The following is a 24,868-nucleotide window of genomic DNA, read 5'->3' as shown; positions in this document are numbered from 1 at the left end:
CTAGTAGGCGAGCTCTGCCCGGAGGTAGAGACGGTCCTGATCTTCGGACGACTCGGAGCCCAAACCCAAGCCGCTGAAGCCCAGCAGTGTGTACCCGACGGCCATTCGGAGCTTCTCATCCATCCGATATGCCACTTCAGCCCGCACCGCTGTCAGCCGGTCGCCGTCGGGTGAAGCCGTCCGACGCGCCAGTTCGCCCGCCACTTGCAGCCCACCCACCACCCGGACGGCGGGGCGCACCGTGCCCGTCCACACCCACCGCGAGGAGCCTTCCAGGCTGCTGTGTCCCGCGTGCAGTCCCGCCGCGACGGAGAACCTGTCGCCCAGGCGCACCGCGGGAAGCAGGGAGAGAATCTGGAGCGCCCTGTCGCCGAAGGCGGCGCGAGTGCCCGGCAGCAGCTCCCGGGTGACTCCGTATCGCGCCACCACGAGCCACGGTCCGGGTCGCCACGCCAACGCCGCGTAGCCCTCCAACAGCCGGGCCTCCAACGCGTCGTCGTTGAGGGTTCGCGAGAAGTCCACGCGACCGGAGGCCGTCACGTCGCGCGCCAGCTCCGCCTCGGCGGCCAGCGCCACCACCGTCTGCAACCGGTCCACGGCCTCCGTCGTGCCGCGCTCCGGCGTGCCCTTCTCCCGTCGCAGTTCGAACCGCCCCTCCACCCGCAGCTTTTCCAGGAGCAACTGTCCGAAGACGCCGCCCGCGTCGCGCCGCAGCGGAGGATTCACGTCCAGCAGGCTGCGCACGCCGCGCTCGTAGCGAGCGCCCACGCTGAAGCCATCCAGCACCGTCTTCTGGAGGCCCACCGCCCGCGACAGCCGCACGGACGTCGCGTCGTGCAGGCCCACCTCCTCGACGAACAGCGCGGTGCCGCTGTCGGGCAGCTCCGTGCGAGCGCCCGTGAGCGTCCGTCCGGCACCGAAGTCCGGCCCATCCACGTCCACCGAGTAGCCGCCGTAGTACACGTCCGAGCCGCGACGAGACTCCACGTTGGCCCACGCGCGAGGCCCCAGCTCCGGCCCCCAACCACCGCGCACACCCACGCGCGTGTCGCGCCCCAGTTCGACGTCCACGCCCGCCGCACTGAACGTGTCGTCCACGCGTCCCGGCCCCGCGCCATGCAGAGCAAGCTTCTGGCGATGCGAGGCCTGGAGCCAGAGGCCGTCGAGCAGCCGGTAGCGACCCGCGACGCCCACGGAGGTGCGGCCGCCCGTCAGCGCCTCGCCTTGCCCCACGACCTCCGCCGCCTTGAGCCGAGCGTCCCGCGCCTCCACGCTCACCCCCCAGGTGGACTCCTCCCACCCCACGCTCGCGCCCACGGTGCTCGCGGAGAAGGGGTTGTCCACGAAGGGCTCGCGAGGGTCCGCCGAGTTGCGACCATCCGCGAGCAGCAACAAACGCAGCCGTCCCAACGGCTGACGCAGACGCAGGGCGAGTTGCTGGAAGCGCGCCGCATCCAGGTGCGCGCCATCCGAGAAGCCCCGCCCGCGCCAGCGATAGGACGCATCCACGGTGCCGTCGCCCCACAGGCCCGGCCCCCGCATGCGCAGTCCCAGGGCCTCGCCGCCCGTCGCCAGCCCCGCGCCAGGGCGCAGGAAGCTCAGGCCTCCGTCGTCGGACACCCCGAACACGGCCGAGTCCACCGCCATGCCACGACTGGAGGCCGCCTCCGCCTCCAGTGAGTACGCGCCCAGTCGCGCCGAGCCCCGGCCCGAGTACAGCGTGTAGGGACGGCCCTCGCGGCCTTCCCGCACCGCGGCCAGCCCCACGCGCGCGCCGCCCCACTCGGCCCACACCTCGCCACCACCGGAGTCCTCCGTGCCCGTCGTGCGCAGCGCCGCGTAGTCGACGACGAGCACCGGCTCCGGAGCCTCCGTGAGCATGTCGGTGCGAAGGAAGGTGTCGCCCGCGAGGAACGACAACGGCCGCGACAGCAGGATGCGCCCGGCGAAGTAGTCGATGTCGTAGTCGCGCCCGCGCACCAGGTGGCGCTCCGCCAACGGCAGACCGGTGACGCCGTCGCGCACCTCCACGCGAACCAGCTCCGAGCCCTCCGCCACCGACACCGCGCCCAGGTAGAAGAGGCTGCCGCCCGTCGCGCGCAGCTCTTCATGGGCGGGGACGGCCGAGAGCCCCCGCGTCGGGTCCGTGAGGCTGCCGCCGAAAGCATCCACACCGGCGCGGAGCCCCGGGCCCTTCTCGCTCGAGGTGGTCAGCTCCGCATAGGGGCCGAAGAGGGGGCGGTGGTAGCGGCCCACCTCGCGGTCCTGCACCAGCGCCCGGTACGTGCCCAACCCCGCGCGGCCGAAGTCCGGGTGACGCGCCTCCACGCGAAGCCGGGCCTCGGTGGCGTTCGGCGTCAGCGACACCGAGTCGTCGCCCCACTCCTCCGGCGAGAAGTCCGGGTCCGCCACCCGGTCGAAACGCTCGGGGACGCGAGGACGCAGCCAGTCCGGAAGCTCCGCGCCGCGCAGCGTGCGGCCATCCGTGTCGCGCAGGTCCAACTCCCCCACCACGTCCACCGGCCCCAGGCGCACTTCCGCGTGCGCCGAGCCCCGGCCTCGCAGCTGGAAGTCGCTGTCCGCCGGCGAATAGCTCGCTTCGAGGTCCAGCAACCCCACCGCGAACGGCCTCGGCTCCGCGAGGATGTCCACCACCGTCTCGTGCGCGGAGCCTCCTGGCGGCGTCAGGGCCAACGTCACGCGGTTGTTCCCTGAAGCCAGCGTCACGGGGACCTCCACGCGACCCTCGGGCCCGACCACGGAAGACTCACCCTCAGGGCCTCGCACCGACGTCCCCGCCGGAGCCTCCACCTTCAGCCGGGTGACACCACTGGCCGCGGCCTCGTCACGCGCGGAGGGGAGCTGGAAGGAGCCCACGAGCACCAGCGGCCTCGGCACCACCAACCAGCCTTCGGCCCGGCGCACGACGTCGACCTGCTGCCGTGACAGGCGCACCCTGCCATCCGGAGCCGTGGCCTGGATGGCCAGCGTGTTGTCCCCGGCGATGAGGGGAACCCAGGCGCTCCACCCACCGCGAGCATCCACCTCCGCGTCCAGCGCACCGACGCGCACGCGGTCTCCCACGGCGGCCTGACCCGCGAGACGAAAGCGCACGGCCCCCTCGCCGGCGACCACGTCCGCCACGGGAGGTACTCGCGAATAGGACAGCTCCAGCGGCGGCGCATCCGAAGCCAGACTGCGCACCGCGAAGTCCTGGAGGGCGACGGCGCCCCACGGCACCTCCACCGTGGCGGCCTCCGGAGTCACACGACTGGCGGCCGGCAGCGAGCGCGGATCCACCTTGAGCCGGTGGCGCCCCGGACGCAGGTGCAGGCCGCGCGTGGCGTCCGGCGTGCGGGAGTCCACGCCCGTGAGGTGGAAGCGTCCTCGCGAGTCCGTGCGCACCTCGCGCCCCGTCGTCAGCACCAGCCGCACTCCCGCGACACCTGGCTCGTCAACGCCACAGCGCCCATCCCCATCGACATCCAGACACACGCGACCGGCGATGGTGGACGCCAGCGAGGGCACGTCCATGGACACGCCCTGTCCCCAGGCCGCCCCGGTGCAGAGCATCGCGCTCACGAGAAGCAGGCCCGGAAGCCTCATGGGCGCACCTCGATGAGCGCGGTGACACCCGTGGCCACGTCCGCCACGGAGACGCTCACCGGACGCGTGGAGCGCACGGTGAACGACGTGCGTCCCTCGCGAACCTCTTCGCCCTCACGCGTTCCGTCCGACAGCGCGACATGCACCGCGCGCCCTTCCAGGACGTGCCCGCGAGAGTCCTCCAGCCAGTACGTCACGCGAGCGCCTTCCCCGCGGAGCCGCACGTTGACGGGAACCTCGGGCGCCACGCGCACCTGCTGCGAGACGGCCTCCGGCACGAGCGGCACATCCAGCGGATACGCCAGTCCCTCGCCGCCCAGGACGTGGACGGTGCGCACCAATCCCGTCCACAGGCCATGCGCCACCAGGTGCGTCCCCGGCGACAACGCGCCCAGGGCCACCGTGCCGTCCAGGCCCGTGGTCAGCTCATGTCCATCCAGGCGCAACGGCTGCGAAGGCACCGGCAGTCCCGCCAGGTCGGAGACGCCCGCATACAGCACGCCTCCGCGCGGCCACACTGCGATGCGCGCGGGCTCGCTGCCCACCGGCCCCCAGGCCCGAGCGCTCAGCGTCACCTGCTCCGCGCCCCCAGCGACAGGCGGCTGCCAGGCACTCGCGAAGTCACCGGGCGCGGACTCCACCGCGGGCGTGAAGCCACCCTCGGGAGCCTCCAGCGACAACGTCGCTCCGGGGCGTGCACGGCCGAGCGCATCCCGCGCGCGCACGGACACCCGCGCCTGTGCGCCCCGGTGCACGAGCGCCTCCGACACGGACATGGCCAGCTCCGCCACCGGCCCCTGCACGAGCTGCAGCGACAACACCTCGCGAGAGCCCGCGCCGCGCTGGGGCCACGCGGCTTCGATTCGCTCGTCATCGCCGAGCGTCCGAGGCGCCGTGTAGAGCCACTCCAGCATGCCGCCCGCCGCGCGTGACGGTCCTCGCAGGACACCGCGACGCGCCTGCGCCGTCACCTTCGCGTCCTCCACGGGCTTGCCCAAAGGGTCGCTCGTCGCGCACAGGAGCCGCGCCTGAGACACACCATCCGCCGGCAGTCGCTGCGGTTGAAACACACACGCGAGCCCGTCGGTGGGCGGCAGTTTCAAGTCGATGTTCTCACGCCGCGCATTGCCGGCCCTGTCCACCACGCGGCCCTGGCCGAAGCGATGTCCCGGCGGCACGACGATGGGAAGACGGAAGCGGCCATCCGGTCCCGCCGTCACGGGGCCAAAGCTCTCCCCCGCGATGTCGATGGACATGCGCGCATCCGGCTCCGTCGTGCCCGGCAGGTTCACCGACGCGGCGAGCGGCACCAGCACGCGCCCATAGGCCCCGTGGACGGACTGCGGGCTGGGCCACGCGGAGAACGCCACCAGGATGGCCACCTCCGGATGGCGCGTGTCCGGGAGGACGTAGCGCGCGCGATAGGTCCCCGGCGCGACGCGCTCCAGCCCTTCCACCCTGCCGGTGCTGACCCGCACCACTGGCGGCGCGCCGCTGTCGTCAGCCGTGCCGTCCGGCCGCAGCAGACTCACCGTGAGCACCGCCTCCTTGTCGCGCCCCTTCACCGGCGCGGCGGGCTCCAACCCCAGCTTCACGTCCGTGGCGGGAGGTCCGAGCACGAAGCGCGCCTGCGCCTCCAGTCCATCCACCCGCGCGCGCACCTGCACGTCGCGCGCGCCTGGGCGGGGCACGACGATGAAGGTGCGAAGCGGCGGCTGCGCGGGCCCTTCTCGAAGCTCCGCGCCATCCACCGTGAGGGTCGGCGTCCCCACCAAGGGCACCGGCACTCCGGACGCATCCTTGCGAACCACCGCCACCGGGAAGCCCTCTGGCGTCACGGCGGACGACGGCCCAAGCAGTTCGAGTGTGTCGGCTCTGGCCGAAGCACACACGCACAGCATCACAAGGACTGGGAGCGGAAAATGTTTCAGGACGAGACGAAGTCTACAGGGCCCGTCCGCTCCGCCGAAGTTCCTTCCGCGAAACCCTCACGGAGACACGCCGGGGACGCGCCAGCCACAACGCCACCAGCGCCAACCCGGCCGCCGCCATCGACGTGCCTCCCGCGCTACACCCTGCTCCATGTGTTTCGCCTTGCGGCACAAAGGTCAGGGATGACACCCCACCCACCTCGAGGGACAGGGGAGCCACGTACTCGCCGGGGATGCGCTCCTCCCCCTTCACGGGAGGCGGCGTCACGTCGCACTGTGACGCGGTGCCATAAATGCGAATGCGGAAGGAGCTTCCGGCATTTCCGGAGATCAGCGCCGCCAGCCAGGTGTTGCCATCCAGGGTGACATCTCGGGCCACGAGCGACACGGTGGGCTTGAAGCTGGAGGGGTCGACGATTTCGGCGCCGTCCAGCCACACCCAGCCGGACGTGGCGCGCTCGCCGCTGTAGCCGTTGTCGACGCACAGCACCCCGGCCCCCAGGCCGTAGAAGCCGAGTGACACCGCGTTGGGCTGGCCCGTGGTCCGCGCCACTTCCAGCGCGGCGAGCAGCGGCGTGGACCCCGGCTGCGTGCACACCGCCTCGGCCGTGCGCGGAGGCTCCGCGGACGCCACGTCCTCGCAGGGGGCGTTTCCCGGCAGCTTGAAGGTGAACGAGTGCACGTTGAAGTCACCGTTCTCCGCCACCGTCCACACCACGCGCACCGTGCCGTCGTCGGCCACGCTCAAGTCGTTGAGGTTCTCGTTCTCCGCCGATTTGGTGAGCAGGTAGAGCGTCTGCGTATCCAGGTCGTAGAGCGCGATGTCGAAGTCGCCCTTCGCCGGGTCCTTGCGCTCGAAGGCGATCAACGAGCCGCTGATGCTGGGGTTCGCATCCAGTCCCGGCAGCGCGAGTCGCTGCTCGGTGCCGCCATTCACCGGCTTCCAGTAGATGTCGCGGTCCGACACCCCATCCACCGTGCGCGTGCTGGCGTAGACGACGATGTCCCCATTGGTGTCGGGCTGCGACTCCTCGCCCTCGCTGCCGGTGAGCGCCTGCGAGTTGAAGCCATTGCCAGCCCAGCGCGCCTGCCAGATGTCGCAGTGCTGCCCCTGCGCGTCGCACTTGGCCCAGACCACCGTCTTCCCGTCCGGAGCCACCGACGGCGTGCGGTCCAGCATGCGATCATCCGTGAGCCGGGTGAGCGTGCCCTGGTCCAGATCGAAGAGGGCGATCTCCGGCTCCAGCGTGCTGCCGGTGTAGCCGAAGTCCTGCCACGCCACGGTGCGACCGCCAATCACCGCCGCCCTGCGACTGCTGCCCGCTTGCGGCGCCAGCTCCACCGGCGCCTGCGCCGTGCCCACCTCGTACGTGAAGATGGCGCTGGAGGTGTTGACGCGGGTGAACACCACGGTGCTTCCGCTGATGTCCGACACGAAGTCGAACGCGCCGTCGTTCGGAATCGCCTGGTCCGTCCCAGACGCCAGGTCGTGGTAGCGAATCTCGCTCGTGCCTCCGGATTCGCTCGTGTAGGCGACCAGGGCCCCGCTCACGTGCGGGTCCGTCTGGTCTCCAGGGCCACCGTTCACCAGCTTCGCGGACCCGGAGAGACTGCCGACTTCAGGGGAGGCGGGGGACAGCGCAGGCAACAAGCACGTCAAGAGGGCCAGAGCGCGCAGCATCGGAAACCACCTTCCCGGGGGGACTCAGGAACGACAGACCCATGGCCCGCACAAGGCGCAGTGGGCCCGGAATGCTCCCCGGAGCGTGCTTCCCACGGCGGTCACGGCCGGCCGGACTTCAGGCCCCGCGGCTTTGCGCACCAGGCCTTTCGGCCAGGATTGCCCTTGAACAGGAACGACTGTGGTTCAGAGTCTAGGGAGACCCCCTGGCAGGGGTCAAGCCGACTGCTTGCCCGCACGCTCCCAGAGTCAGGGAGCCGCGTCGCTGGCCTGGTTCCAGATGTCGGGGTCCGTCTTGAGCGAGGGCGGCCGGGTGTCGACGATGAGCTCCGCCTTCTCGTGCTGCTCGACACGCCCCACACCCACGGCGCGCACGTCCACGGTGTTGGAGCCTTCGCGCAGCTTCACCTTGCGCTCGAAGCGTCCGTCCGCGTCGGCGAGGACTCGCACGTCGTTCACCTGGACTCGGCTGCCGGGTGTCGTCTGGCCCCGAACCACGAGGTCCTTCTCCCGGCGCGTGCGCTCCGAGGGCCAGTCCACCTTGAGCAGCAGGCTGGTGGGAACAGCCGCCGGCTCCGACGGGGCCTGACCGGGACGGATGACGGACTGCTGGCCCGCACGGACGATGACGACCTTGCCCTGACCGAGCAACGTCACTTCACCCTCGCGCGTGCCCACGGCCACGGTGCCCTGGCCGTTGTTGCTCATGGTGAAGGCACCGGCTTCCTGCAGGGTCGCCACCGCGTCGCTCTGCGCGGCCTTCACCTCGAAGGTGTGGCGCTTGCCGGGCCGCACGACGGCGGTCGCCATGCCGTTGGCGAGCAGGATGCGGGACACCGACGCGGTCAGCTCCTCCACGGACACCTCGGTGCCCGGGTCCATGCGGAACTCCACCGCCTCACCGCCGATGAGCACCGCGTAGGAGCCGTCGTTGGTGCGCACCTTGTCGTGCCGCCGCAGGGCCATGCCCACGGAAGCCGTGCGCCAGGTGCCGTCGCCTTCCTTCACCTCGACGGTGCCCGTCACCTCGGTCAGCTCCAGCTCCATCGCCTTGGGCACCACGGGCGCCGGCACCGACACCACGGGCGGAGCGGGAGGCGGGGGCGGCGGAGGCGGCTCGCGCAGGAAGATGAACCATCCCAACGGCAACGCCGCGAGGATCAGCGCGAGGCCGACGAAGAAAGGCGTCTGGCGCCGGGAGGGGCGGGGCTCGGCCATGGCGTCTCTCTAGCTATCACAGCCCGAGTGGGATGCTCAGGCCCTCGGCAGCTCGACGGTGAAGCAGGCCCCCTGCCCTACTTCCGAGCGGACGGAGAGCGTTCCACCTGACTCCGTCACGACGCGCCAGGCCACGCTCAAGCCCAACCCCACGTTGGACCACACGTCCTTGGTGGTGAAGAAGGGCTCGAAGATGCGAGGACGGATGTCGGGGGAGATGCCCTTGCCGGTGTCCTCCACCTCCAGGAACGTCCGGCCGTCGCGCTGGCCCGTGCGCAGGGTGAGCCGCCGCGTGGGGGACTTCAGCATCGCCGTGCGCGCGTTGGACAGGAGCGCGAGGATGACCTGGGACAGGTGCCCGGGGTCGGCGCGAACACGGCTCAGACCCGGTGACAACTGGGTGGCAAGTGTCACGCCGTCACTGAGAATCTGATGTTCGGTGAGGCTGAGGGCATCGCGCACCACGGCGTTGAGGTCCACCGGGCGCAGGTCGGCGCGCTCGCGCTGCTGGGAGAAGCGCAGGAGGTTCTGGGTGATTTCCTTGCAGCGCTTGGCGCTGTGCTCGATTTTGCGCAGCGTCTCCAAATCAGGGTCCGAGGTGCCTCGGTCCAGCATGAGCAACTGCACGTTGCCGAGGATGCCGGCCAGCGGGTTGTTGATTTCGTGCGCCACGCCCGCGCCGAGCTGTCCCACCGCCGCCAGCTTCTGGGCCTCGAGCAGCTGGGCCTGCGCGCCTCGCAAATCGTGGGTGGCCTCGTCCACGCGCATGCGCAATTCGTCATTCCAGCGCAGCATCCTGGCGCGGGCCGACTCCAGCTCCTCGCCCATGCGGTTGAAGGTGTTCGCCAGCTCGCTCAGCTCGTCCTGGCCTTCCACCTTGACGCGCCGGCTCAGCTCGCCGCGCCCGTAGGCCTCCGCGCCCTGGACCACCTCTTCCAGCCTGCGGTTGAGCCGCCGCGTGAAGAGCGCGCCCAGCCCGAGGAGCACGAAGAACGCCCCGCCGATGGAGGCCAGCACCGTGCGCCGCATGGCGTGCACTGGAGCCAGGGCCGTGGCCTCGTCCAACTCCACCACCACATCGAAGCGCAGGCCGCGGGACACCCGCGCCACGCTCACGCGCCGGGGCGGCCCCTCCACGCGGAAGCTGCGCACCACGTCCGGCTCCGGGGCCGTCTGCGTCAACAGATGCGCGGCCAGCTCCGGGGCCAGCGTGCTCATGCGTCGCGCGGGCTCGGAGCTCGCGAGGATTCGCCGGTCCTCGTCCACCAGGTCCACGCGCCCCAAGGCGCCCTCGGGACGGCGGAGCAGCGCGGCCTCCAGCGGCTCGAAGACCACCTCCGCCAGCGCGAAGGGGGCATCCTCGCCATCAGCCAGCTTCACCGCCACGGCCACCGCCGCGTGCCCGCTCTCCGCGTGGACATAGGCGCCGCCGAGCGCGGCCTGTCCCTTGCCGCCTCCGCGGAGCTGCTGCACGGGCACGGACTGGACCATCCGCGTGAGCCCCTCTGCCTGGAAGCCAGGGTGCCCCTCCACGCCCTGTGTCCGGAACACGGGCGCGCCCAGCGGGCGGCCGTGGGCGTCGAGCTTCAACACCGCGCTCACCGCCGGGGACTGGCCGTAGAGCAGGCGCAGCCCTCCCACTGTTTCCGCCTCCGTGGCGGACTGCCAGTCGATGAGTTCGGCGGAGCGCGCCAGCGCGTCCACCACCTCCATCAACGTGGCACCCACGGCCTCCGCCGCGGCGGAAGCCCGCGTGCGTTGCTCCGCGTCGATGCGAGCAGCGAGCTCCGCCTCGGCGCGCGAGAGCAACAGGAAGCCGACCGCGGCGAGCGGCAGCACCGTTGCCGCGAGCATGAACAGGACCAGCTGCTGGTAGAGCCTCACCCGGCGACGGAGCGTACCACCTGCTCGCGGTCACTGCGCAGATAGACGGAGCCCAGGATGGCCTTGGCGCGCTTCTTCATGTCCGCCGCGCGCCGGGCAAGCTCCGCGTGGTCCTGGGTGCCGTCCGTCATCACCGCGACGATGGACACGCTCATGATGGGGAAGCGCCGGCGCTCTCCGAAGCGGTCTTCCGCCTCGATGTGGCCCCGCTCGCGGTCCTGCCGGTCGTAGTAGAGCGGGATGATGCGGTCGAAAGTTTCGATTGCTGTCTGACAGACGCGGTCGACCGACTCCGGCGCGGCGATGAAGACGAAGTCGTCCCCGGCCACGTGTCCCAGGAAGTCTCCGGGCAGTCCTTCCTGCGCGAAGATTTCGCGCATCAGGTCGCCCGTCTGGCGCACGACGCCGTCGGCCTTCGCGAAGCCGTAGTAGTCGTTGTAGGCCTTGAGGTTGTCCAGGTCCAGGTAGCAGAACGCGAACGGCCGCCGAGCCACGAGCCGCCGCTGCACCTCGCGTTCGATGGCGGTGGAGCCCGGAAGCTGCGTCGTCGGAGAGGCCGACAGCTCCTGCTCCTTGCGGCGCAGCACGCTCTCCACCCGGGCGCCCAGCTCCAGCGCGTCGAACGGCTTGGTGAGGTAGTCGTCACCACCCAGCTTGAGGGCGCGCACCTTCGAGGACGTCTCCGCGCGAGCGGAGATGAAGATGACGGAGATGTGGCCACTGGCGCGCTCGGCCTTGATCTCCTCCAGGAAGAGGAAGCCATCGCCGTCCGGCAGCGTCACGTCCAGCAGGATGACATCCGGCCGGCGCTCGCGCAGGGAGCGGCGCCCCTCTTCCAGCGAGCCCGCCACCACCACGTCGAAGCCGATGTTCTCCAGCACCTCGCGGCAGATGGTGGCGATCTTCACGTCGTCGTCCACCACCAGCACGCGTCCGTGGGCCGTGCCCGCGCGGCCACGCACCAGCGAGTCCACCGTGGCCAGCAGCTTGTCCGGCATCAGCGGGCGCACCAGGAAGGCATCGGCTCCGGCGCGGAAGGCGCGCTGGCGCTCGTCGAAGGCGGACGAGAGGAGCAGCGGCGCGCGCCGCGTCTCGGGGTCATGCCGGAGGATCTCCGCCAGCCGCAGCCCGTCCACGTCCGGCAGCCGCACGGACACCAGCACCATGTCCGGGTGGTGGAGCCGAGCGCTCGCCAGGCCCTCTTCCGCGTTGAACGCCAGCCGCACGTCGTAGCCGCGCGCGGACATCAGCGCCTTGGCGATGTAGCCGACCTCCGGCTCGCCCTCGATGACCAGCACGCGGCCCCGGCTCTCGCGTCGTCGGGGGCCCGGCGCCTCGCCCGCGTCGTCGGACTGGCGCAGCTCCGGCGGCGGCTCGGTGGGCAGCACCGCCATGAAGCGCACGCCATCCGCGCACGGCTCGCACCAGATGCGGCCGCCGTGGGCCTCCACGATGTTGCGGCAGATGGCCAGGCCCAGGCCCGTGCCGCGCACGGTGCGGTTGGCCTTGGTGCGCGCCTGCTCGAAGCGGTCGAAGATGCGCTCCAGGCTGTCCTCGGCGATGGGGTCGCCGCTGTTCCAGCAGGAGAGCACCACGTAGCCGGGCAGGCTGGACGTGGCGTGCAGCTCAACGCGCACCTCGCCGCCCTCCGGCGTGAACTTCACCGCGTTGTTGAGCAGGTTGTTGAGGACCTGGTTGAGCCGGTTCGGGTCGGCGACGACGCGCAGCGGATGGCGCGGCAGCCCCGGCGTCACCTGCACGCGCTTCTCACCGAAGGCCGGGCCGTACTTCTCCACCACCCGCTGGACGAGCTCGTCCAGGTAGGCGACCTCGAAGTTCATCCGCAGCCGGCCCTTGGCGAACTTCGACAGGTCCAGCAGGTCGTCGACGATGGTGTTGAGCTTCTCGGTCGAGTCCCGCGCCAGCGACAGGTAGCGGCGCTGCCGCTCGTTGATGTCCCCGGCCATGAAGTTGAGCACCAGGTCCAGCGCGCCGGAGATGGACGTGAGCGGCGTGCGCAGCTCGTGGCTCACCATGGAGACGAACTCGTCCTTGCGCTCCTCCAACCGCTTCTGGTCGGTGATGTCGCGCAGCACCACGCACACGCCGCGCAGCGTGCCGCGCGCATCGCTCACCGGGGTGGTGGTGGTCTGCACATGCCGGTCGAAGAGCTTCACCTCCTCGCGCAGCACCTGCGTGCCGCTGTACTCCCAGCCGCGCACCAGGTGGAAGGGCTGGAAGCCCAGCCGCTCCTCCATCATCCGGCTGGTGTGCTCGGTCGGATCATCCCCCACGCGCAAGAGCCTGCGCGCCGCCGGGTTCATCACGACGATGTCGTTCTTCTCGTCGGTGAGCACCACGCCGTCGGCCATGGACTCCACCATCCGCTCCATGCGGTGGCGAGCCTCTTCCTCCGCCGAGCGCAGGGACTGGATGGCGTCCGCCGTCTGGTTGGCGAGCACGTCCAACAGCACGCCGTCGTCCTCGGTGAACGCGTCCGCGCGCTGGCTGAACAGCGACAGCATGCCCACCGGACGCCCACCTGCGACCAGGTTCACCGTGAGCTGGCTGGGGTAGACAGCAGGCGCCGCCGCGTCCTGCGTCGTCGTCCCCGCCACGCGGGTGATGACCCGGTCCTCCGGCAACAGCAGGCCGCTGCTCTTGCGGTACGCGCCGAGCATCGACTCCTTCACGCCCAACAGCGCCTGCTCGCCCACGGTGCCGTGGCAGCGCAGCCGCAGCGTCGCGCTGCGCGACTCGTCCGGGGCGATGAGCGCCGCGCCGCAGTCGTACGGCAGCACGCGCGCCACGGCGATGAGCACGCGGTCGATGATGTTGTCGTAGCTGGCCGGATCATTCGCGCTGGCCCGGCTCACCTCGTACAGCACGAACAGCGCTTCCACGCGCTGGTGGAGCTGGCGGATGAGCCGCTCCTTGTCCCGCCGCAGCTGCGTGTACTCCACCGCGTTCTTCACGGTGATGAGCAGGTCGTTCACGTCCCAGGGCTTGGTGATGTACCGGTACACCTGCCCCTTGTTGATGGCCGCGATGAGGTCATCAGGGTCGGTGAAGCCCGTCAGCAGGAGCGTGGTGACGTCGAACCCCTCCGCGCGGGCTGTCGCGGCCAGCTCGATGCCCGTCATCTCCGGCATCCGTTGGTCCGTGACGAGCACGTCCACCGACTCGCGACGTAGGACTTCCAACGCGGCCTGACCGCTCAAGGCCGTGAGGACGCGATACCGGCGCTGGAACATCCGCGAAAGGATGTCCAGGACGTCGGCCTCATCGTCGACGAAGAGCAGCGTGTGGCGGAGCTCGGACAAAGCGGGCGGAATTGTACGTCGAGATCGTCGTCTGCCCTCAAGAACTGAGAATGCCGAAAAGTTCGACACGCACTGAGGGTGCGCCGTGGGACACTGAACGGATTGACTCTACACGTATGTTCAGGGAAAGTGGACACTGAAAGCCTGTTGCCTGGGGACCTGCCCCAAGGGAATCAGGCCGGCCGAGCGAGGGAGCGCATGGAAGAGCTGACGGACCGCCAGCGCGAGATTCTCAGCTTCATCGTGAAGGAGTCGGAGACTCGCGGATTCCCGCCCACCATCCGGGAGATTGGCGAGCACATGGATATCCGCTCCACCAACGGGGTGAATGACCACCTGAAGGCGTTGGAGCGAAAGGGCTACCTGAACCGGGGTGAGCAGCAGAGCCGCTCCCTGGTGCCCACCAAGCGAGCACGGTTGCTGCTGGGCCTGGGCGCCAAGCGCGACGCTGGCATGGTGGAGGTCCCCCTGCTGGGCAAGGTGGCGGCCGGCGCGCCCCTGCTCGCGCAGGAGCACATGGAGGACTCGGTCAAGATCGACAGCTTCCTCCTGGGCGGCGTGAATGGCCGGGAGGTCTTCGCCCTGCGGGTGAAGGGCCAGTCGATGATCGACGACGGCATCCACGACGGCGACTACCTCTTCGTGAAGAAGACGCCGGCGGCCAATCCGGGCGACATCGTCGTGGCGCTCATCGAGGACGAGGCCACGGTGAAGCGCTACTACCCGGAAGGCGAGCGCATCCGCTTCCAGCCGGCGAACGCCACCATGCAGCCCATCTACGTGAGCCGCACGGAGTTCCGCTCGACGATGATTCTGGGCCTGGTGGTGGGCGTCTACCGGAAGATGCAGGGCGGGCGCGCGTAGCGTCGTCGCGGGCCCTCCGCCCCTGGGCCCACGCTCAGGGGCACTTCTTCACGCGAGGGTCCGCGGCCAGCGCGCGGGTGCACGCGGCCTTCTCCAGCACGACATCCTTCAGCTCCCGGGCGAGCCGCGCCGTGGAGAGCTGCAGGTCGGCGTCCTTCACCAGGTCGTGCTCGGCGCTGAGGCTGGCGAGGATGCGCAGCGCATCCGGCTTGCGCTCCATGGTGACGAGCAGGTCGGCCAGCTCCCGCAGCTCGCGCACGTCGTTGCCCTGCACGGACTCGAGCGCCGCGGCGAGTTCCTGCTCCGCGCCCTGCTTGCTCTTCATCGCGAGCTGGATTCGGGCCAGCGCCACGTGGACGATGGCACGGTCCTTCACGCGCAGGGATTCCTTGTACGCATCGATGGCCTCCCCCGGCTTGTCGAGCTGCAGCTGGATGGTGCCCACCAGCTCCCACAGCGTGGGGTCCCTGGGGGACTTGCTGGCGGCTTCCTTGTAGGCGGCGGCGGCCTCGGGCAGCTTGCCCGCGCGCACCAGGGCGTCTCCCAGCGCGGTGAGCACCGCCGCCGTGCGGATGCCCTCGTTGGCGGCCTTCTGCACGAGCGCGAGCACCTCCTGCTGGCGGCCGACCTGGATGAGCACCTCGGTGGTGCGGAGGACGAGTTCGGACTTCACCGAGCCCGAGGCGGCGTTGGCGGCCAGGATGAAGTGGCGGATGGCCTCGTCCTGCTCGCCCTTCTTGAGGTGGATTTCTCCCAACTGCTCCAGCGCGTTGAAGTCGTTGGGGTACAGCGCCACGGCCTTGCGCAGCGAGCTGAGGGCCTCATCGGGGCGGCCCAACTGGGCCTGGACGAAGCCCAGGCGGCTCCAGTTGGTGGAGCGCTTGGGGTCCTGCTTGAGGGCAGCCTCGAACTCGGTGGCGGCCTCGGCGAGTTTGCCCATGGAGAGGAAGACCTCGCCGCGAGCCGCAGGCAACCGGGGGTCGGTGGGCGCCAGCTTGCGCATCTCCTCGAAGGACGCGAGCGAGGCCTCGAAATGGCCCTGGAGATACTCGGCGGTGCCCTTGATGTAGAGGCCCTCCGCGTGGTCCTTGGGCGTCACCGTGGGACTGTCGTCACAGGCGGCGGTGGCGAGCAGGGCAATCAGGGACAGGGAACGCAGGCGCGAGAACATGGGGGGCTCCGAATCCTAGAAGTGGTACGCGATGCCCAGGTTGAGGTCCAGATTGAGGCCATCGCCGAGCTTGGACTCCGCGAGTCCGAGCACGGCCTGGGCCACATTCGTACCGGCCTCCAGTTGGACGCCGACGTGTCCGGCGATGAGGTACTCCAGCCCGAGGAAACCGACGACGGTGGGCAGCGGCCCGGTGGACTGGAAGATGCCGAAGTCGCCGAAGGACAGCTGCACGCCCAGGCCGAAACCCCAATAGGGGCGCAGTGACTTCTCCACGTTGTGGTAGTGGCGCGCGCCGACGACGCTGGGCAGGACGTTGAGGCCACCCTCTGCGCCCGCTGTGTCGGAGCGCAGATAGGAGAAGCCCACCTGGACGAAGCCGAGCCACTCCGGGTGGAACCAGTAGCCCACCTCCAGGTCGGCGCCTGGATTGAAGTTGGCCAGCTTGTCGACGAAGTTGTTGTTGATGCGCAGGCCCAGCGAGAGGCCACCGCCGCCGACCATGGGAGCCCCGCCGATGAGCGGCCGCGCGCCCTGGGTCACACCGGGAGCCACCAGCTCGGCGACCAGCGCGTCGGCGATGGCGTAGACGGTGGGGAACAGGGTGTCCGCCTCGGGCGACTCCGCGCGCGGCTTGGACAGGCTCTCCTCGCGCTCGGTGTCGAGGAGATTGGCGGAGAGCAGGTAGGAATCGCCGAAGCGGTCCACGCGGCCGATGACGACGAACCGCGCCCCGGTGAGCGTGGAGAGGTCCTTGAGGCAGGCGCCCCGCTCGCACGACGTCTTGAGGTCCGCGAGCTGCCGGCGCTGGGCGTCATCGAGCGACGCTTCGACGTCACGCTGGGAGACGACCCACAGGCGAGGGGCCTCGGCCAGCCGCCCGGTGATGAGCGAGGTGACGCCCGTCGCGGAGTCCCGGGCGGAGGCGTTGGCCTCGAACGCGAGCACCGCGACGCGAAGGGGCGCCTCCTCCTTCGACGAAGGCGCCGTCGGCCCGGCGGCCGCGGCTTCGGAGTCAGGCCCGCTCGACGGGGAGAACACCTGGGCCCGTGCGGTCGGAGCGAGAAGGACGAGGAGGAGGGCGAGCTGTGCGAAGGGGTGCGGCACGGCGCGGCACTCTACCCTCCCCTGGCCCGGTCCCAGAGGGGGCCTCGGGCCCTGGCGCCTGAATTCGCGGGGTGCGCCCTCCGAATCCAGGTCCACGGGCGAGGAAGGAGGCGAGCCTCTGCCCCGAGGCTCAGGTGGAAGGCATCGGCCCCAGGTAGTCGAGCGGGTCCACCGGTTTTCCGTCCAGGCGCAGCTCGAAGTGCAGGTGCGGGCCGGACGTCTTGCCGGACTCGCCCACGGTGGCGATGACCTGCTCCCGGCGCACCTTCTGCCCGGTGCGCACGCGCAGGTCGCGGTTGTGCGCGTAGAGGGTGATGAGCCGGTTGGCGTGCTCGACGATGACGATATTGCCGTAGCCACGCTGCTCGCCCGCGTAGAGCACCGTGCCTTCCTGCGCCGTCTTCACCGGTGTGCCCGCGGGCGCGGCCAGATCGATGCCGTCATGGGGCTCGCGCCCCTTCTTCCCGAAGCGCCCATACAGGACGCCCCTCAGGGGCCAGTCAATCATCCCCTGGGTGGCCAGCCGGGGCCGCCCGGCGCCAGGACGCGACGCGGGCCGACGTGGTGGCTCCTCGCGACGCGCCACCACCTGCCGGGGCGCCGCACCGGTGGACGTCCGCACGGGCTCCGGGTCCGCTTCCGCGGCGAGCGTGTCCGACGACTCCACCGGCACGCTGCGCTCCACGCCCGGAATCGTCAGCTCCTGCCCCACCGCCAGCGCGCGAACATCCTTGATGCCGTTGGCGGAGGACAGCTCGTCCACCGTGAGGCCGTAGGTCTTGGCGATGCGGTACATCGTCTCGCCCGGCGCGACGCGGTGCCGCACGGACACCAGCTCCGGCTCCGGGTGCGCGGCGCGCAAGGCGAACGGCAACGCCCCATTGCGCGGTGGCGGCGCGGGCTCCGAGGAGGCAGGGGCAGGCGCCCCACGCGTCTCACCGGACGGGGCTGGCGCGTCCGAGTCCACCAGCGTGAGCTCCGCCCCCGGAGAGGCGGCCCGGGGGCCCACACAACCCGCGACGAGCGCGGACACGAGGAGAACCAGGAGCGCCCTGCCCGCTCGGATGGAGGTGCCCGGCCTCAACGCTAGGCACCATCCGGCTCGTGTCGGACGAAGTCCGGGACGCTCCAGCCCCCCAGGTCCTCGAGCTGACCATGGTCCGTCAGGTCCAGGTGCAGCGGCGTCACCGACACCCGCTTGGACAGGTGCACGGCGTTGCAGTCACTGCCTGGAATGTCTTCGTGCTGATAGTCGCTGCCGCCAATCCAGTAGTACTTCCGGCCGCGAGGGTCTTCCTTCTCCACCACGCTGTAGCCATACGAGTGCCGGCCCAGGCGCGTGACGGTGTAGCCCTCCGGCTCCACCCCGCCGGGGATGTTCACGTTGAGCAGCATCCGCCTGGGCAGGGGTCGCGACAGCGCGGCCGTCACCAGCGAGCGGGCGAACCGCGCCGCGGGAGCGAAGTCGAACGAGCCTCGCGCCACGAGGCTGAAGGCGATGGCGGGAATCCCGAGCAGGGCCCCTTCCATCGCCGCCGCGACCGTCCCCGAGTAGGTGACGTCTTCGGCCAGATTCGAACCGTGGTTGATGCCGGACACCATGAGCGTGGGGCGATCATCCTTCAGGAGATGGACGATGGCCAGATAAGCGCAGTCGGTGGGTGTCCCGTCGACGGCGAACCACCGCTCCCGGACCTCCTTGATGCGCAGGGGCCGGTGCAGGGAGATGGCGTGGGACGCGGCGCTCTGCTCGCGGTCCGGCGCCACCACCCAGACCTCTCCCAGGGGACTCACCGCCTCCACCAGTGCCTGAAGTCCTTCGGAGAAATAGCCGTCGTCGTTGGACACGAGGATGCGCGGTTTCCGCATAGCCGCGCGGTTGTAGAGGAGCCCCCGAGCATGGGCAAGCACGCTCACCGGCGCCGCTGTTACAGTGTCCACCCGCCGAATGCCGCCGCCGCCCCGTCGCCGCAATGCCCCCCAGGGGCCCGACCCCCTCCTCGCCCAGCGACGCAGGGGTGCCCTGCTCGGACTCGCCGTGGGCAACGCCCTCGCCGTGCCCACCGCGCACCGTCCGCTGCAGGCGGCGCCCTTCCCCTCTATGGCGGATGGGCCCTACGACAGATTGATGGGCGGAGGCCCTCATCAGCTGCGCAAGGGTCAGGTGACGGAGGAGGTCCACCTGGCCTGTTGCCTGGGGCACAGCCTGCGCGACTTCAAGCGCTATGACGCCGCGGACGCGCTGCGCCGCTACCGGGCCTGGCAGCCTCACGCCTTCGACGTCAGCGAGGCCATGAAGGAAGTGCTGGAGGATTGTCAGGCCGGCCTGCCGCCCCTGGGCTCGGGCAAGCGCGTCTGGCTGCGCGGCCATCGCAAGGCCGTGGGCGCTGGCAGCCTCGCGCGCATCGCCCCGCTGGGTGTGTACCTGGCGAGCGACCCGAAGGCCCGCACCCAGGCCACGCTGGAGGACTCCGCGCTCACCCACTTCGACCCGCGCTGCCAGCTGGCGTGCGCCGCCTTCACCGCCGCCATCGCCAAGGCCGTGACATCCGGCGCCGACCTGAAGGCCGAGGACCTCCTCACCGCAGCGGAGTCCGGAATCCTGCTGGCTGGCGCGGCGCTGGGGCGCTCCGCCCCCGACTACGTCCAGGAGGTCTCCTTCGCCTCCAGCCTGCTGCGCGAGGACCTGGCGCGCGCCCGCGACGACGACCCCCGGCTGTACGGTCCGGACCTGCACGTGCACCGCGCCCAGCACGCCATCCACGTCGCCTTCCGACTGGCCTTCTGGGAGCTGCTCCACGCGCCCACGGCCCAGGCCGCCCTCGTCGACGTCATCCACCGGGGCGGAGACACCGAGGTCCACGGCGCGGTGACGGGCGCGCTGGTGGGCGCCTTCCACGGCGAGGAGGCGCTGCCCGCCGAATGGCGCAAGCAGGTGCTGGAGGCGCTCGGCACGGTGAAGGGCCCGCTCTGGGACGTCTACCACCCGCGGCATCTGCTGAGCCTGGTCCCCGCCTGACGTCGCCCATGCGGGGCGATGGATACACGAAGCCCGCGGGGGACGGTCCTCAGGGGGACGCCCGCCGCGGGCTCGTTGCCACGCCAATGCGGCCTGGGGGCCGCGACTGTCACTCAGGCCAGCAGGTCGATGACCACCACGCCCCGCTGGGGCTTCTCTTCGTCGGTTTCAGTCCTACGACGCGGGCGGTCGTCGGGCATGGGCAGCGGCAGCTCCACCACGGGCCTGTCGTGCTCCTCCCGGCGGCGCTCCCTGCGCTTGATTTCTTCGATGATGAAGGCGTCGAGCATGGGTTTCCGTCTCCCCTCAGCCTACGTACCCCGATGTACGCCCGCCGTCCCGCCCAGAAATCACTGCCACCACTCTCAGATGCAAATTAAGAACCCCGGTTCCGCACTGGGTACACTGCCGCCATCTCGCACGGTTGCTCGTCCGCCATCCGACATCCGAGCCAGGGGAACCGTGGCGTAGATGTCATGGAGACCCGAAACTTCCGGTCGGGATGGTGTTGATTCTAATGCCCTCGCGACGGCCCGCAAGCGGACCCACTCCCCGGCACACCTCCGGCGTTCGGGGCGGCGGGCACCCGGCGGAAGGGCCTGCCCGCCTGTCTACTCCCAGGCGGGCGGGTCAGCGAGGAACATGGGGTCTAGAGCGACCCCTGTCTGCCACGTTCAGGGCGCCTCGGCGCGGCGCTTGAACGCCTCCAGCATCTTCGGCAGCGACGTGTCGACCAGGGCGTTGACGACGGCCTTGGGCACCAGCAGGCCCAGCGCCATCTCCACGTTGTAGGTCGCGCGCGTCTTGCCCTCGCCTTCGGGCTCCAGCACCCAGCTGCCCTTGTTGTCCTTCATGACCTCGCCCTCGATGAAGGTCCAGGACATGCGGCGCGGGCGCTCCTCCACCACGCGGATGGAGTAACGGACCGTCTTCATCACGTCGACCTTGTAGTGGACGTCGACGGTGTTGTCCTTCCGGTTCGCGGTGCGGGTCTCCTTCACCTCGGACAGGAACTCCGGGTAGCGCTCATACTGGGTGATGACGTCGAACACCTTTTCGATGGGGGCGTTGATGACGATGGTCCGCGAGGCGCCAGGCATGGTGTCGGTCTCCGAAAGCGTCGAGGGGACGGCCTAGAAGGCAGCGTAGCCCGGCTTCTTGTCGAACTTGTGCAGGGACTGGATGAAGCGCACGGTGCTCGTCTTGCTGCGCATGACCACCGAGTGCGTCTCGCAGCCGCCGCCGAAGAAGCGCACGCCCTTGAGGAAGTCGCCGCTGGTGACGCCGGTGGCGGCGAACATCACCTCGCCCCGGGCCAGCTCCTCGGCGGCATAGATTTTCGCCATGTCGGTGATGCCCATCTTCTTGGCGCGCTCGATTTCGCCCGGGTTGCGGGGCACCAGCCGGCCCTGCATGTCACCGCCGGTGGCGCGGATGGCCGCCGCGGCGATGACGCCCTCGGGCGCTCCACCGGTGCCCATCAGCACGTCCACGCCCGTTCCCTCGAAACACGTGGCGATGGCGCCCGCCACGTCACCGTCCTCGATGAGCCGGATGCGAGCACCCGCGGCGCGGATCTCCTTGATGAGGTCCTGGTGCCGCTCACGGTCCAGGACGACGACGGTGAGGTCCTCCACGTAGACCTTCATCTTCTCCGCGACGGCGCGCAGGTTCTCCGTGGCGCTCTTGCGCAGGTCGATGGCGCCCCGGGCGCGCGGGCCCACGGCCAGCTTCTCCATGTACGTGTCCGGCGCGTTGAGCAGCCCGCCCTTGCTGGCCATGGCCACCACGGTGATGGAGCCCGGACGGCCGTAGGCGCACAGGTTGGTGCCCTCCAGCGGATCCAACGCGATGTCCACGGCGGGGTCACCCTCGCCGCGTCGGCCCACCTTCTCGCCGATGTAGAGCATGGGCGCCTCGTCGCGCTCGCCCTCGCCAATGACGATGGTGCCGTCGATCTGCAGCGCGTCGAAGGCGCGGCGCATGGCGTCCACGGCGGCCTGATCCGACTCGTTCTTGTCGCCGCGTCCCATCAGTCGGGCGGAGGCGATGGCCGCCATCTCGGTGACGCGCACGACCTCCATTGCAAGGTTGCGATCCATCGTCTGTGCTCCTTCAGGTTCCTGCGTTCGGATGTTCCAGCAGCCGGGCCACGGACTCCGGCAACCGCGTGGGCTTGCCGTCGCGCCCCACGCACGCGTGCAGGGTACGACCGGTGCACAGCAACGTGCGCGGCTCGCCCTCGCGGAAAAGCTCGTAGGTGAACACGACCGAGGCCCGGCGCAACTCGCTCACCATCGCGCGGATGATGAGCACGTCGTCGTAGCGCGCGGGGGACTTGTACGCGCAGCTCGCCTCCGCCACCGGCAGCATCAACCCGGAGCTCTCCATCTCCCGGTAGCTGCCTCCGCGCGCGCGGAAGTACTCGCTCCGGGCGAACTCGAAGTAGCGGAAATAGTTCGCGTAATAGACGACACCCATTTGATCGGTGTCACCGTAGATGACGCGCAGTCGGGCCTCGACCATGAGGGCGCGGACCGTAGCAGGGGCTGACTGCCGCCGTCCAAGACGCCGAAGCGCTTGGCGGTTGCATCTTCCCCGTCGGGCAGTGCAGCTTCTTGGACGTATGATTCGCGCCCTCGTCCTGACCGCCCTGCTGGGTTCGCTGCCCGCCGCCGCGCGTCCTCCCCGACTCACCCTGCTCATCACCGTGGACGCGCTCGGCAGCGACGTCTTGTTGCGCAACCGGCCTCGGCTCCAGGGCGCGTTGGGTCAACTGCTCGACAGTGGCGCCTACTTCCCGTACGCGCGTTATGCCTACGCGAAGTGCCGCACCGCGCCGGGCCACACCACGCTGGCCACGGGCACCAACCCCTGGCGTCACGGCATCGTGGACAACCGGTGGGTGGACCGCTCCACGGGGAAGCTCGTCTATTCCTTCGTGGACCCGGCGCATCCGGTGCTGGAGGCGACGCTCAAGCCGGGCCAGGACGCCAGTCCCGCGAACCTCATGGCGGAGACGCTCGCGGACCGGCTGCGGATGGCCACGCAGGAGCGAGGCAAGGCGGTGGCGGTGTCGCTCAAGTCGCGCTCGGCCATCGCCCTGGCGGGCCGGCTGGGACAGGCCTGGTGGTTCGACGACGGCGTGGGGAAGTTCGTGACGGGCACCTGGTACACGAAGGAGTTCCCCGAGTGGGTGAAGCAGCTCAACGCGCGGAAGATTCCGGAGTCTTCCTTCGGCAAGACGTGGGACTTGATGCGTCCGCGCGCCGAGTACATCGGCGAGGATGACCGGAGCTACGAGGCGGACTCCTATGGCCTGGGCCGCACCTTCCCCCATCCGCTCACCGGCGGACTGAAGGAGCCGGGGCTCAACTTCTACAAGGCGTTCGGCGTCTCGCCGGACTCGCACACTCTGCTCGTGGAGGCGGCGAAGGCGGCCATCGTCGGAGAGGCGCTGGGGAAGGACGCGGTGCCGGACCTGCTCGCGGTGAGCTTCAGCGGGACGGACAACGTCTTCCATGAGTACGGCCCGTACTCGTGGGAGATGCAGGACACGATGCTGCGGCTGGACAAGGCGCTCGGGGACCTCATCTCCGCGGCCGAGCGCGCGGCTGGTGGACGCGCCAACCTGACCATCGCGCTGGTGGCGGACCATGGTGGAGCGACGGCGCCCGAGCAGTGGGCAGCGGCGGGACTTCCCGCGCAGCGGATGAACCCCAAGACTATCAGCGAGGGCATCTCCGCGATGGTGAAGGAGCGCTTCGGCCCGGATGTCACGGTGATGATGGAGGAACTGGACGTGTACCTCGGCGGCCCCGCGCTGACGTCGGGCAAGGTGGATGGCGCGCAGGTGCGGCGCGCGGTGGCGGACTGGTTGCTGAAGCAGCCCCATGTCGTCGCGGCGGTGACGCGTGAAGAGCTCTTCTCCGCGCCGGACCCCGCGGGCTACCTGGCGCCCCTGCGCAAGGGCTACTACCCGGAGCGCAGCGGCGACGTGGTGTATCTGCTGCGGCCCTTCCAGGTCGTCTACTTCGACCCGGAGGGAAGCACGCACGGCTCGCCGTATTCATACGACTCCCAGGTGCCCGTGGTGTTCGCGGGCAAGGGCATCAAGCCGGGGATGTACATGACGGAGATCGACCCGGTGGACGTGGCGCCGACGCTCGCGGCGCTGCTCGAGATGGGGATGCCCGCGTCCACGGAGGGCAAGCCTCGCGCGGAGATTCTCACGGGGAAGTGAGCGGGATTCGAGGCATGGGACCTCCCGCGTGAGGTCCCCGCCGACGGGACGAGCAACTCAGCGCACCGATGCGAGAAACCCGTCGAGCACGCTGTTCACCCAGGCCGGTGCATCGAGCTGCACCCAGTGCCCGGTGACGGGCTCCACCTTCTTGAACGGCAGCTCGGGCACCCGAATCTGGTACGCATCGGGACCCTCGTTGTGCGCCGTCACGACGGACAGCTTGGGCCCCGGATAGCGACGCAGCGCGGAGACCGGGTCGAACGTCAGGAGCGAACCCAGTCCCGACCGGACCGCCATCTGAGCGGTGGCACGCAGTCCTCCGAGCACCTGCTCCCGGACCTCGGGCCGCGAGGGGGCGAGCATCGGCGCCCAGTACTCCTCGACGACTTGAAGCCACGCCTCGGTGCCCAGCACCGCCATCAGCCCCTGCGCCTGCTCTTCTGGAATCAGTCGTCCATCGGAAGCAGGGTCGAGCAGCAGCAACCCCGCCACGCGCGACGGATGCGCCGCGGCGTAGGCCGTGCAGACCGCTCCGCCCAGGCTGTGCCCCACGAGCACGAACCGCTCCAGCTTCAAGCCATCCACCACCGCCGCCACGTCCGCCGCGAAGTTCTCGACGGAAATCGCTCCCTCGGTGGGGACCTCGGACTGGCCATGGCCTCGCAGGTCCAGCGCCAGCGCCCGACGCGTCTCGCGCAGATGCGAGAGCTGGGCCGCCCAGTGCTTCGTGCTCCCAGCGCTGGAGTGGACGAACACCACCGGAAGCCCACCCACACCACCGTCATCCACGTACAGCGTCCCAGCCGGGCCCTTCATGA

At 70.1% G+C, this 24,868-nt stretch carries 18 protein-coding genes; 3 read left to right on the top strand and 15 right to left on the bottom strand.

The features are described 5' to 3' along the window. The 6 genes from HUA78_RS30250 to HUA78_RS30225 all read right to left on the bottom strand — a co-directional run bounded on the left by HUA78_RS30250 (position 1) and on the right by HUA78_RS30225 (position 13,643). Entirely contained in the window at positions 1-3,606 is a 3,606-nt protein-coding gene (locus HUA78_RS30250) for a flagellar motor protein (RefSeq protein WP_174477727.1), read from the bottom strand. Continuing rightward, on the bottom strand, positions 3,603-5,507 hold the full coding sequence (locus tag HUA78_RS30245) for a hypothetical protein (RefSeq protein WP_174477726.1): 1,905 nt from the start codon (positions 5,505-5,507) through the stop codon (positions 3,603-3,605). Before HUA78_RS30245 ends, HUA78_RS30250 begins: the two co-directional genes overlap by 4 nt. A 43-nt stretch (positions 5,508-5,550) precedes the next feature. Further along, positions 5,551-7,218: a hypothetical protein gene (locus tag HUA78_RS30240; RefSeq protein WP_174477725.1), complete on the bottom strand. Its 1,668-nt coding sequence runs from the start codon at positions 7,216-7,218 to the stop codon at positions 5,551-5,553. A gap of 249 nt (positions 7,219-7,467) precedes the next feature. Continuing rightward, a complete protein-coding gene (locus HUA78_RS30235; RefSeq protein ID WP_174455603.1) occupies positions 7,468-8,436 on the bottom strand; it encodes a FecR domain-containing protein in 969 nt (322 codons plus the stop codon). Between the two features lie 36 nt (positions 8,437-8,472). Continuing rightward, complete coding sequence (locus HUA78_RS30230) at positions 8,473-10,320, bottom strand: sensor histidine kinase (RefSeq protein ID WP_174477724.1); 1,848 nt, start codon at positions 10,318-10,320, stop codon at positions 8,473-8,475. Beyond that, complete coding sequence (locus tag HUA78_RS30225) at positions 10,317-13,643, bottom strand: response regulator (RefSeq protein WP_141648755.1); 3,327 nt, start codon at positions 13,641-13,643, stop codon at positions 10,317-10,319. Before HUA78_RS30225 ends, HUA78_RS30230 begins: the two co-directional genes overlap by 4 nt. 198 nt (positions 13,644-13,841) lie before the next feature. Here HUA78_RS30225 and lexA point away from each other — a divergent pair, with 198 nt between their 5' ends. After that, the gene (lexA, locus tag HUA78_RS30220) at positions 13,842-14,507 is read left to right on the top strand and encodes a transcriptional repressor LexA (RefSeq protein WP_141648756.1); all 666 of its coding nucleotides are present in this window, start codon (positions 13,842-13,844) and stop codon (positions 14,505-14,507) included. 34 nt (positions 14,508-14,541) lie between these two features. Here lexA and HUA78_RS30215 read toward each other — a convergent pair whose 3' ends face one another. The 4 genes from HUA78_RS30215 to surE all read right to left on the bottom strand — a co-directional run bounded on the left by HUA78_RS30215 (position 14,542) and on the right by surE (position 18,654). Next, positions 14,542-15,678 carry a lipopolysaccharide assembly protein LapB gene (locus HUA78_RS30215; protein WP_174455605.1) on the bottom strand — a complete coding sequence of 379 codons (1,137 nt, stop codon included), beginning with the start codon at positions 15,676-15,678 and terminating at the stop codon, positions 14,542-14,544. Positions 15,679-15,693: 15 nt separating this feature from the next. Then, complete coding sequence (locus HUA78_RS30210; protein WP_174455606.1) at positions 15,694-16,785, bottom strand: hypothetical protein; 1,092 nt, start codon at positions 16,783-16,785, stop codon at positions 15,694-15,696. Between the two features lie 130 nt (positions 16,786-16,915). Beyond that, positions 16,916-17,659: a peptidoglycan DD-metalloendopeptidase family protein gene (locus HUA78_RS30205; protein ID WP_371745694.1), complete on the bottom strand. Its 744-nt coding sequence runs from the start codon at positions 17,657-17,659 to the stop codon at positions 16,916-16,918. Positions 17,660-17,871: 212 nt separating this feature from the next. Beyond that, entirely contained in the window at positions 17,872-18,654 is a 783-nt protein-coding gene (gene surE, locus HUA78_RS30200) for a 5'/3'-nucleotidase SurE (protein ID WP_141648760.1), read from the bottom strand. A gap of 79 nt (positions 18,655-18,733) precedes the next feature. Here surE and HUA78_RS30195 point away from each other — a divergent pair, with 79 nt between their 5' ends. Continuing rightward, the gene (locus tag HUA78_RS30195) at positions 18,734-19,804 is read left to right on the top strand and encodes an ADP-ribosylglycohydrolase family protein (RefSeq protein ID WP_174462546.1); all 1,071 of its coding nucleotides are present in this window, start codon (positions 18,734-18,736) and stop codon (positions 19,802-19,804) included. A gap of 113 nt (positions 19,805-19,917) precedes the next feature. Here HUA78_RS30195 and HUA78_RS30190 read toward each other — a convergent pair whose 3' ends face one another. From HUA78_RS30190 to HUA78_RS30175, 4 genes are all read right to left on the bottom strand, one after another. Next, a complete protein-coding gene (locus HUA78_RS30190) occupies positions 19,918-20,094 on the bottom strand; it encodes a hypothetical protein (protein WP_174455609.1) in 177 nt (58 codons plus the stop codon). Positions 20,095-20,478: 384 nt separating this feature from the next. Further along, positions 20,479-20,904, bottom strand: coding sequence for a type II toxin-antitoxin system RatA family toxin (locus tag HUA78_RS30185; RefSeq protein ID WP_141645765.1), 426 nt, complete (start codon positions 20,902-20,904; stop codon positions 20,479-20,481). Between the two features lie 33 nt (positions 20,905-20,937). Beyond that, the gene (gene glpX, locus HUA78_RS30180) at positions 20,938-21,906 is read right to left on the bottom strand and encodes a class II fructose-bisphosphatase (RefSeq protein WP_141645764.1); all 969 of its coding nucleotides are present in this window, start codon (positions 21,904-21,906) and stop codon (positions 20,938-20,940) included. 13 nt (positions 21,907-21,919) lie between these two features. Then, entirely contained in the window at positions 21,920-22,330 is a 411-nt protein-coding gene (locus HUA78_RS30175; protein ID WP_141645763.1) for a thioesterase family protein, read from the bottom strand. Between the two features lie 100 nt (positions 22,331-22,430). On the opposite strand from HUA78_RS30175, the gene HUA78_RS30170 reads away from it, so the two are divergent. Then, positions 22,431-24,047, top strand: a complete 1,617-nt coding sequence (locus HUA78_RS30170; RefSeq protein WP_174477722.1) for an alkaline phosphatase family protein — start codon at positions 22,431-22,433, stop codon at positions 24,045-24,047. A gap of 57 nt (positions 24,048-24,104) precedes the next feature. On the opposite strand, the gene HUA78_RS30165 is transcribed toward HUA78_RS30170, so the two are convergent. Further along, positions 24,105-24,866: an alpha/beta fold hydrolase gene (locus tag HUA78_RS30165; RefSeq protein ID WP_174477721.1), complete on the bottom strand. Its 762-nt coding sequence runs from the start codon at positions 24,864-24,866 to the stop codon at positions 24,105-24,107. Positions 24,867-24,868: the final 2 nt, after the last annotated feature.

Origin of the sequence: Myxococcus sp. CA033 (assembly GCF_013336625.1) — a bacterium.
In the GTDB taxonomy this organism is placed as follows: Bacteria; Myxococcota; Myxococcia; order Myxococcales; family Myxococcaceae; genus Myxococcus; species Myxococcus llanfairpwllgwyngyllgogerychwyrndrobwllllantysiliogogogochensis.
The sequence above is the reverse complement of the archived record's forward strand: the minus strand, read 5'-3'. Positions and strand labels throughout refer to the sequence as shown.

Excerpts from the sequence above, each read along its gene's own strand:
- HUA78_RS30250 (WP_174477727.1), bottom strand. The coding sequence starts at position 3,606 with ATGAGGCTTCCGGGCCTGCTTCTCGTGAGCGCGATGCTCTGCACCGGG.
- HUA78_RS30245 (WP_174477726.1), bottom strand. The coding sequence starts at position 5,507 with ATGCTGTGCGTGTGTGCTTCGGCCAGAGCCGACACACTCGAACTGCTT.
- HUA78_RS30240 (WP_174477725.1), bottom strand. The coding sequence starts at position 7,218 with ATGCTGCGCGCTCTGGCCCTCTTGACGTGCTTGTTGCCTGCGCTGTCC.
- HUA78_RS30235 (WP_174455603.1), bottom strand. The coding sequence starts at position 8,436 with ATGGCCGAGCCCCGCCCCTCCCGGCGCCAGACGCCTTTCTTCGTCGGC.
- lexA (WP_141648756.1), top strand. The coding sequence starts at position 13,842 with ATGGAAGAGCTGACGGACCGCCAGCGCGAGATTCTCAGCTTCATCGTG.
- HUA78_RS30215 (WP_174455605.1), bottom strand. The coding sequence starts at position 15,678 with ATGTTCTCGCGCCTGCGTTCCCTGTCCCTGATTGCCCTGCTCGCCACC.
- surE (WP_141648760.1), bottom strand. The coding sequence starts at position 18,654 with ATGCGGAAACCGCGCATCCTCGTGTCCAACGACGACGGCTATTTCTCC.
- HUA78_RS30195 (WP_174462546.1), top strand. The coding sequence starts at position 18,734 with ATGCCGCCGCCGCCCCGTCGCCGCAATGCCCCCCAGGGGCCCGACCCC.
- HUA78_RS30190 (WP_174455609.1), bottom strand. The coding sequence starts at position 20,094 with ATGCTCGACGCCTTCATCATCGAAGAAATCAAGCGCAGGGAGCGCCGC.
- HUA78_RS30185 (WP_141645765.1), bottom strand. The coding sequence starts at position 20,904 with ATGCCTGGCGCCTCGCGGACCATCGTCATCAACGCCCCCATCGAAAAG.
- glpX (WP_141645764.1), bottom strand. The coding sequence starts at position 21,906 with ATGGATCGCAACCTTGCAATGGAGGTCGTGCGCGTCACCGAGATGGCG.
- HUA78_RS30175 (WP_141645763.1), bottom strand. The coding sequence starts at position 22,330 with ATGGTCGAGGCCCGACTGCGCGTCATCTACGGTGACACCGATCAAATG.
- HUA78_RS30170 (WP_174477722.1), top strand. The coding sequence starts at position 22,431 with ATGATTCGCGCCCTCGTCCTGACCGCCCTGCTGGGTTCGCTGCCCGCC.
- HUA78_RS30165 (WP_174477721.1), bottom strand. The coding sequence starts at position 24,866 with ATGAAGGGCCCGGCTGGGACGCTGTACGTGGATGACGGTGGTGTGGGT.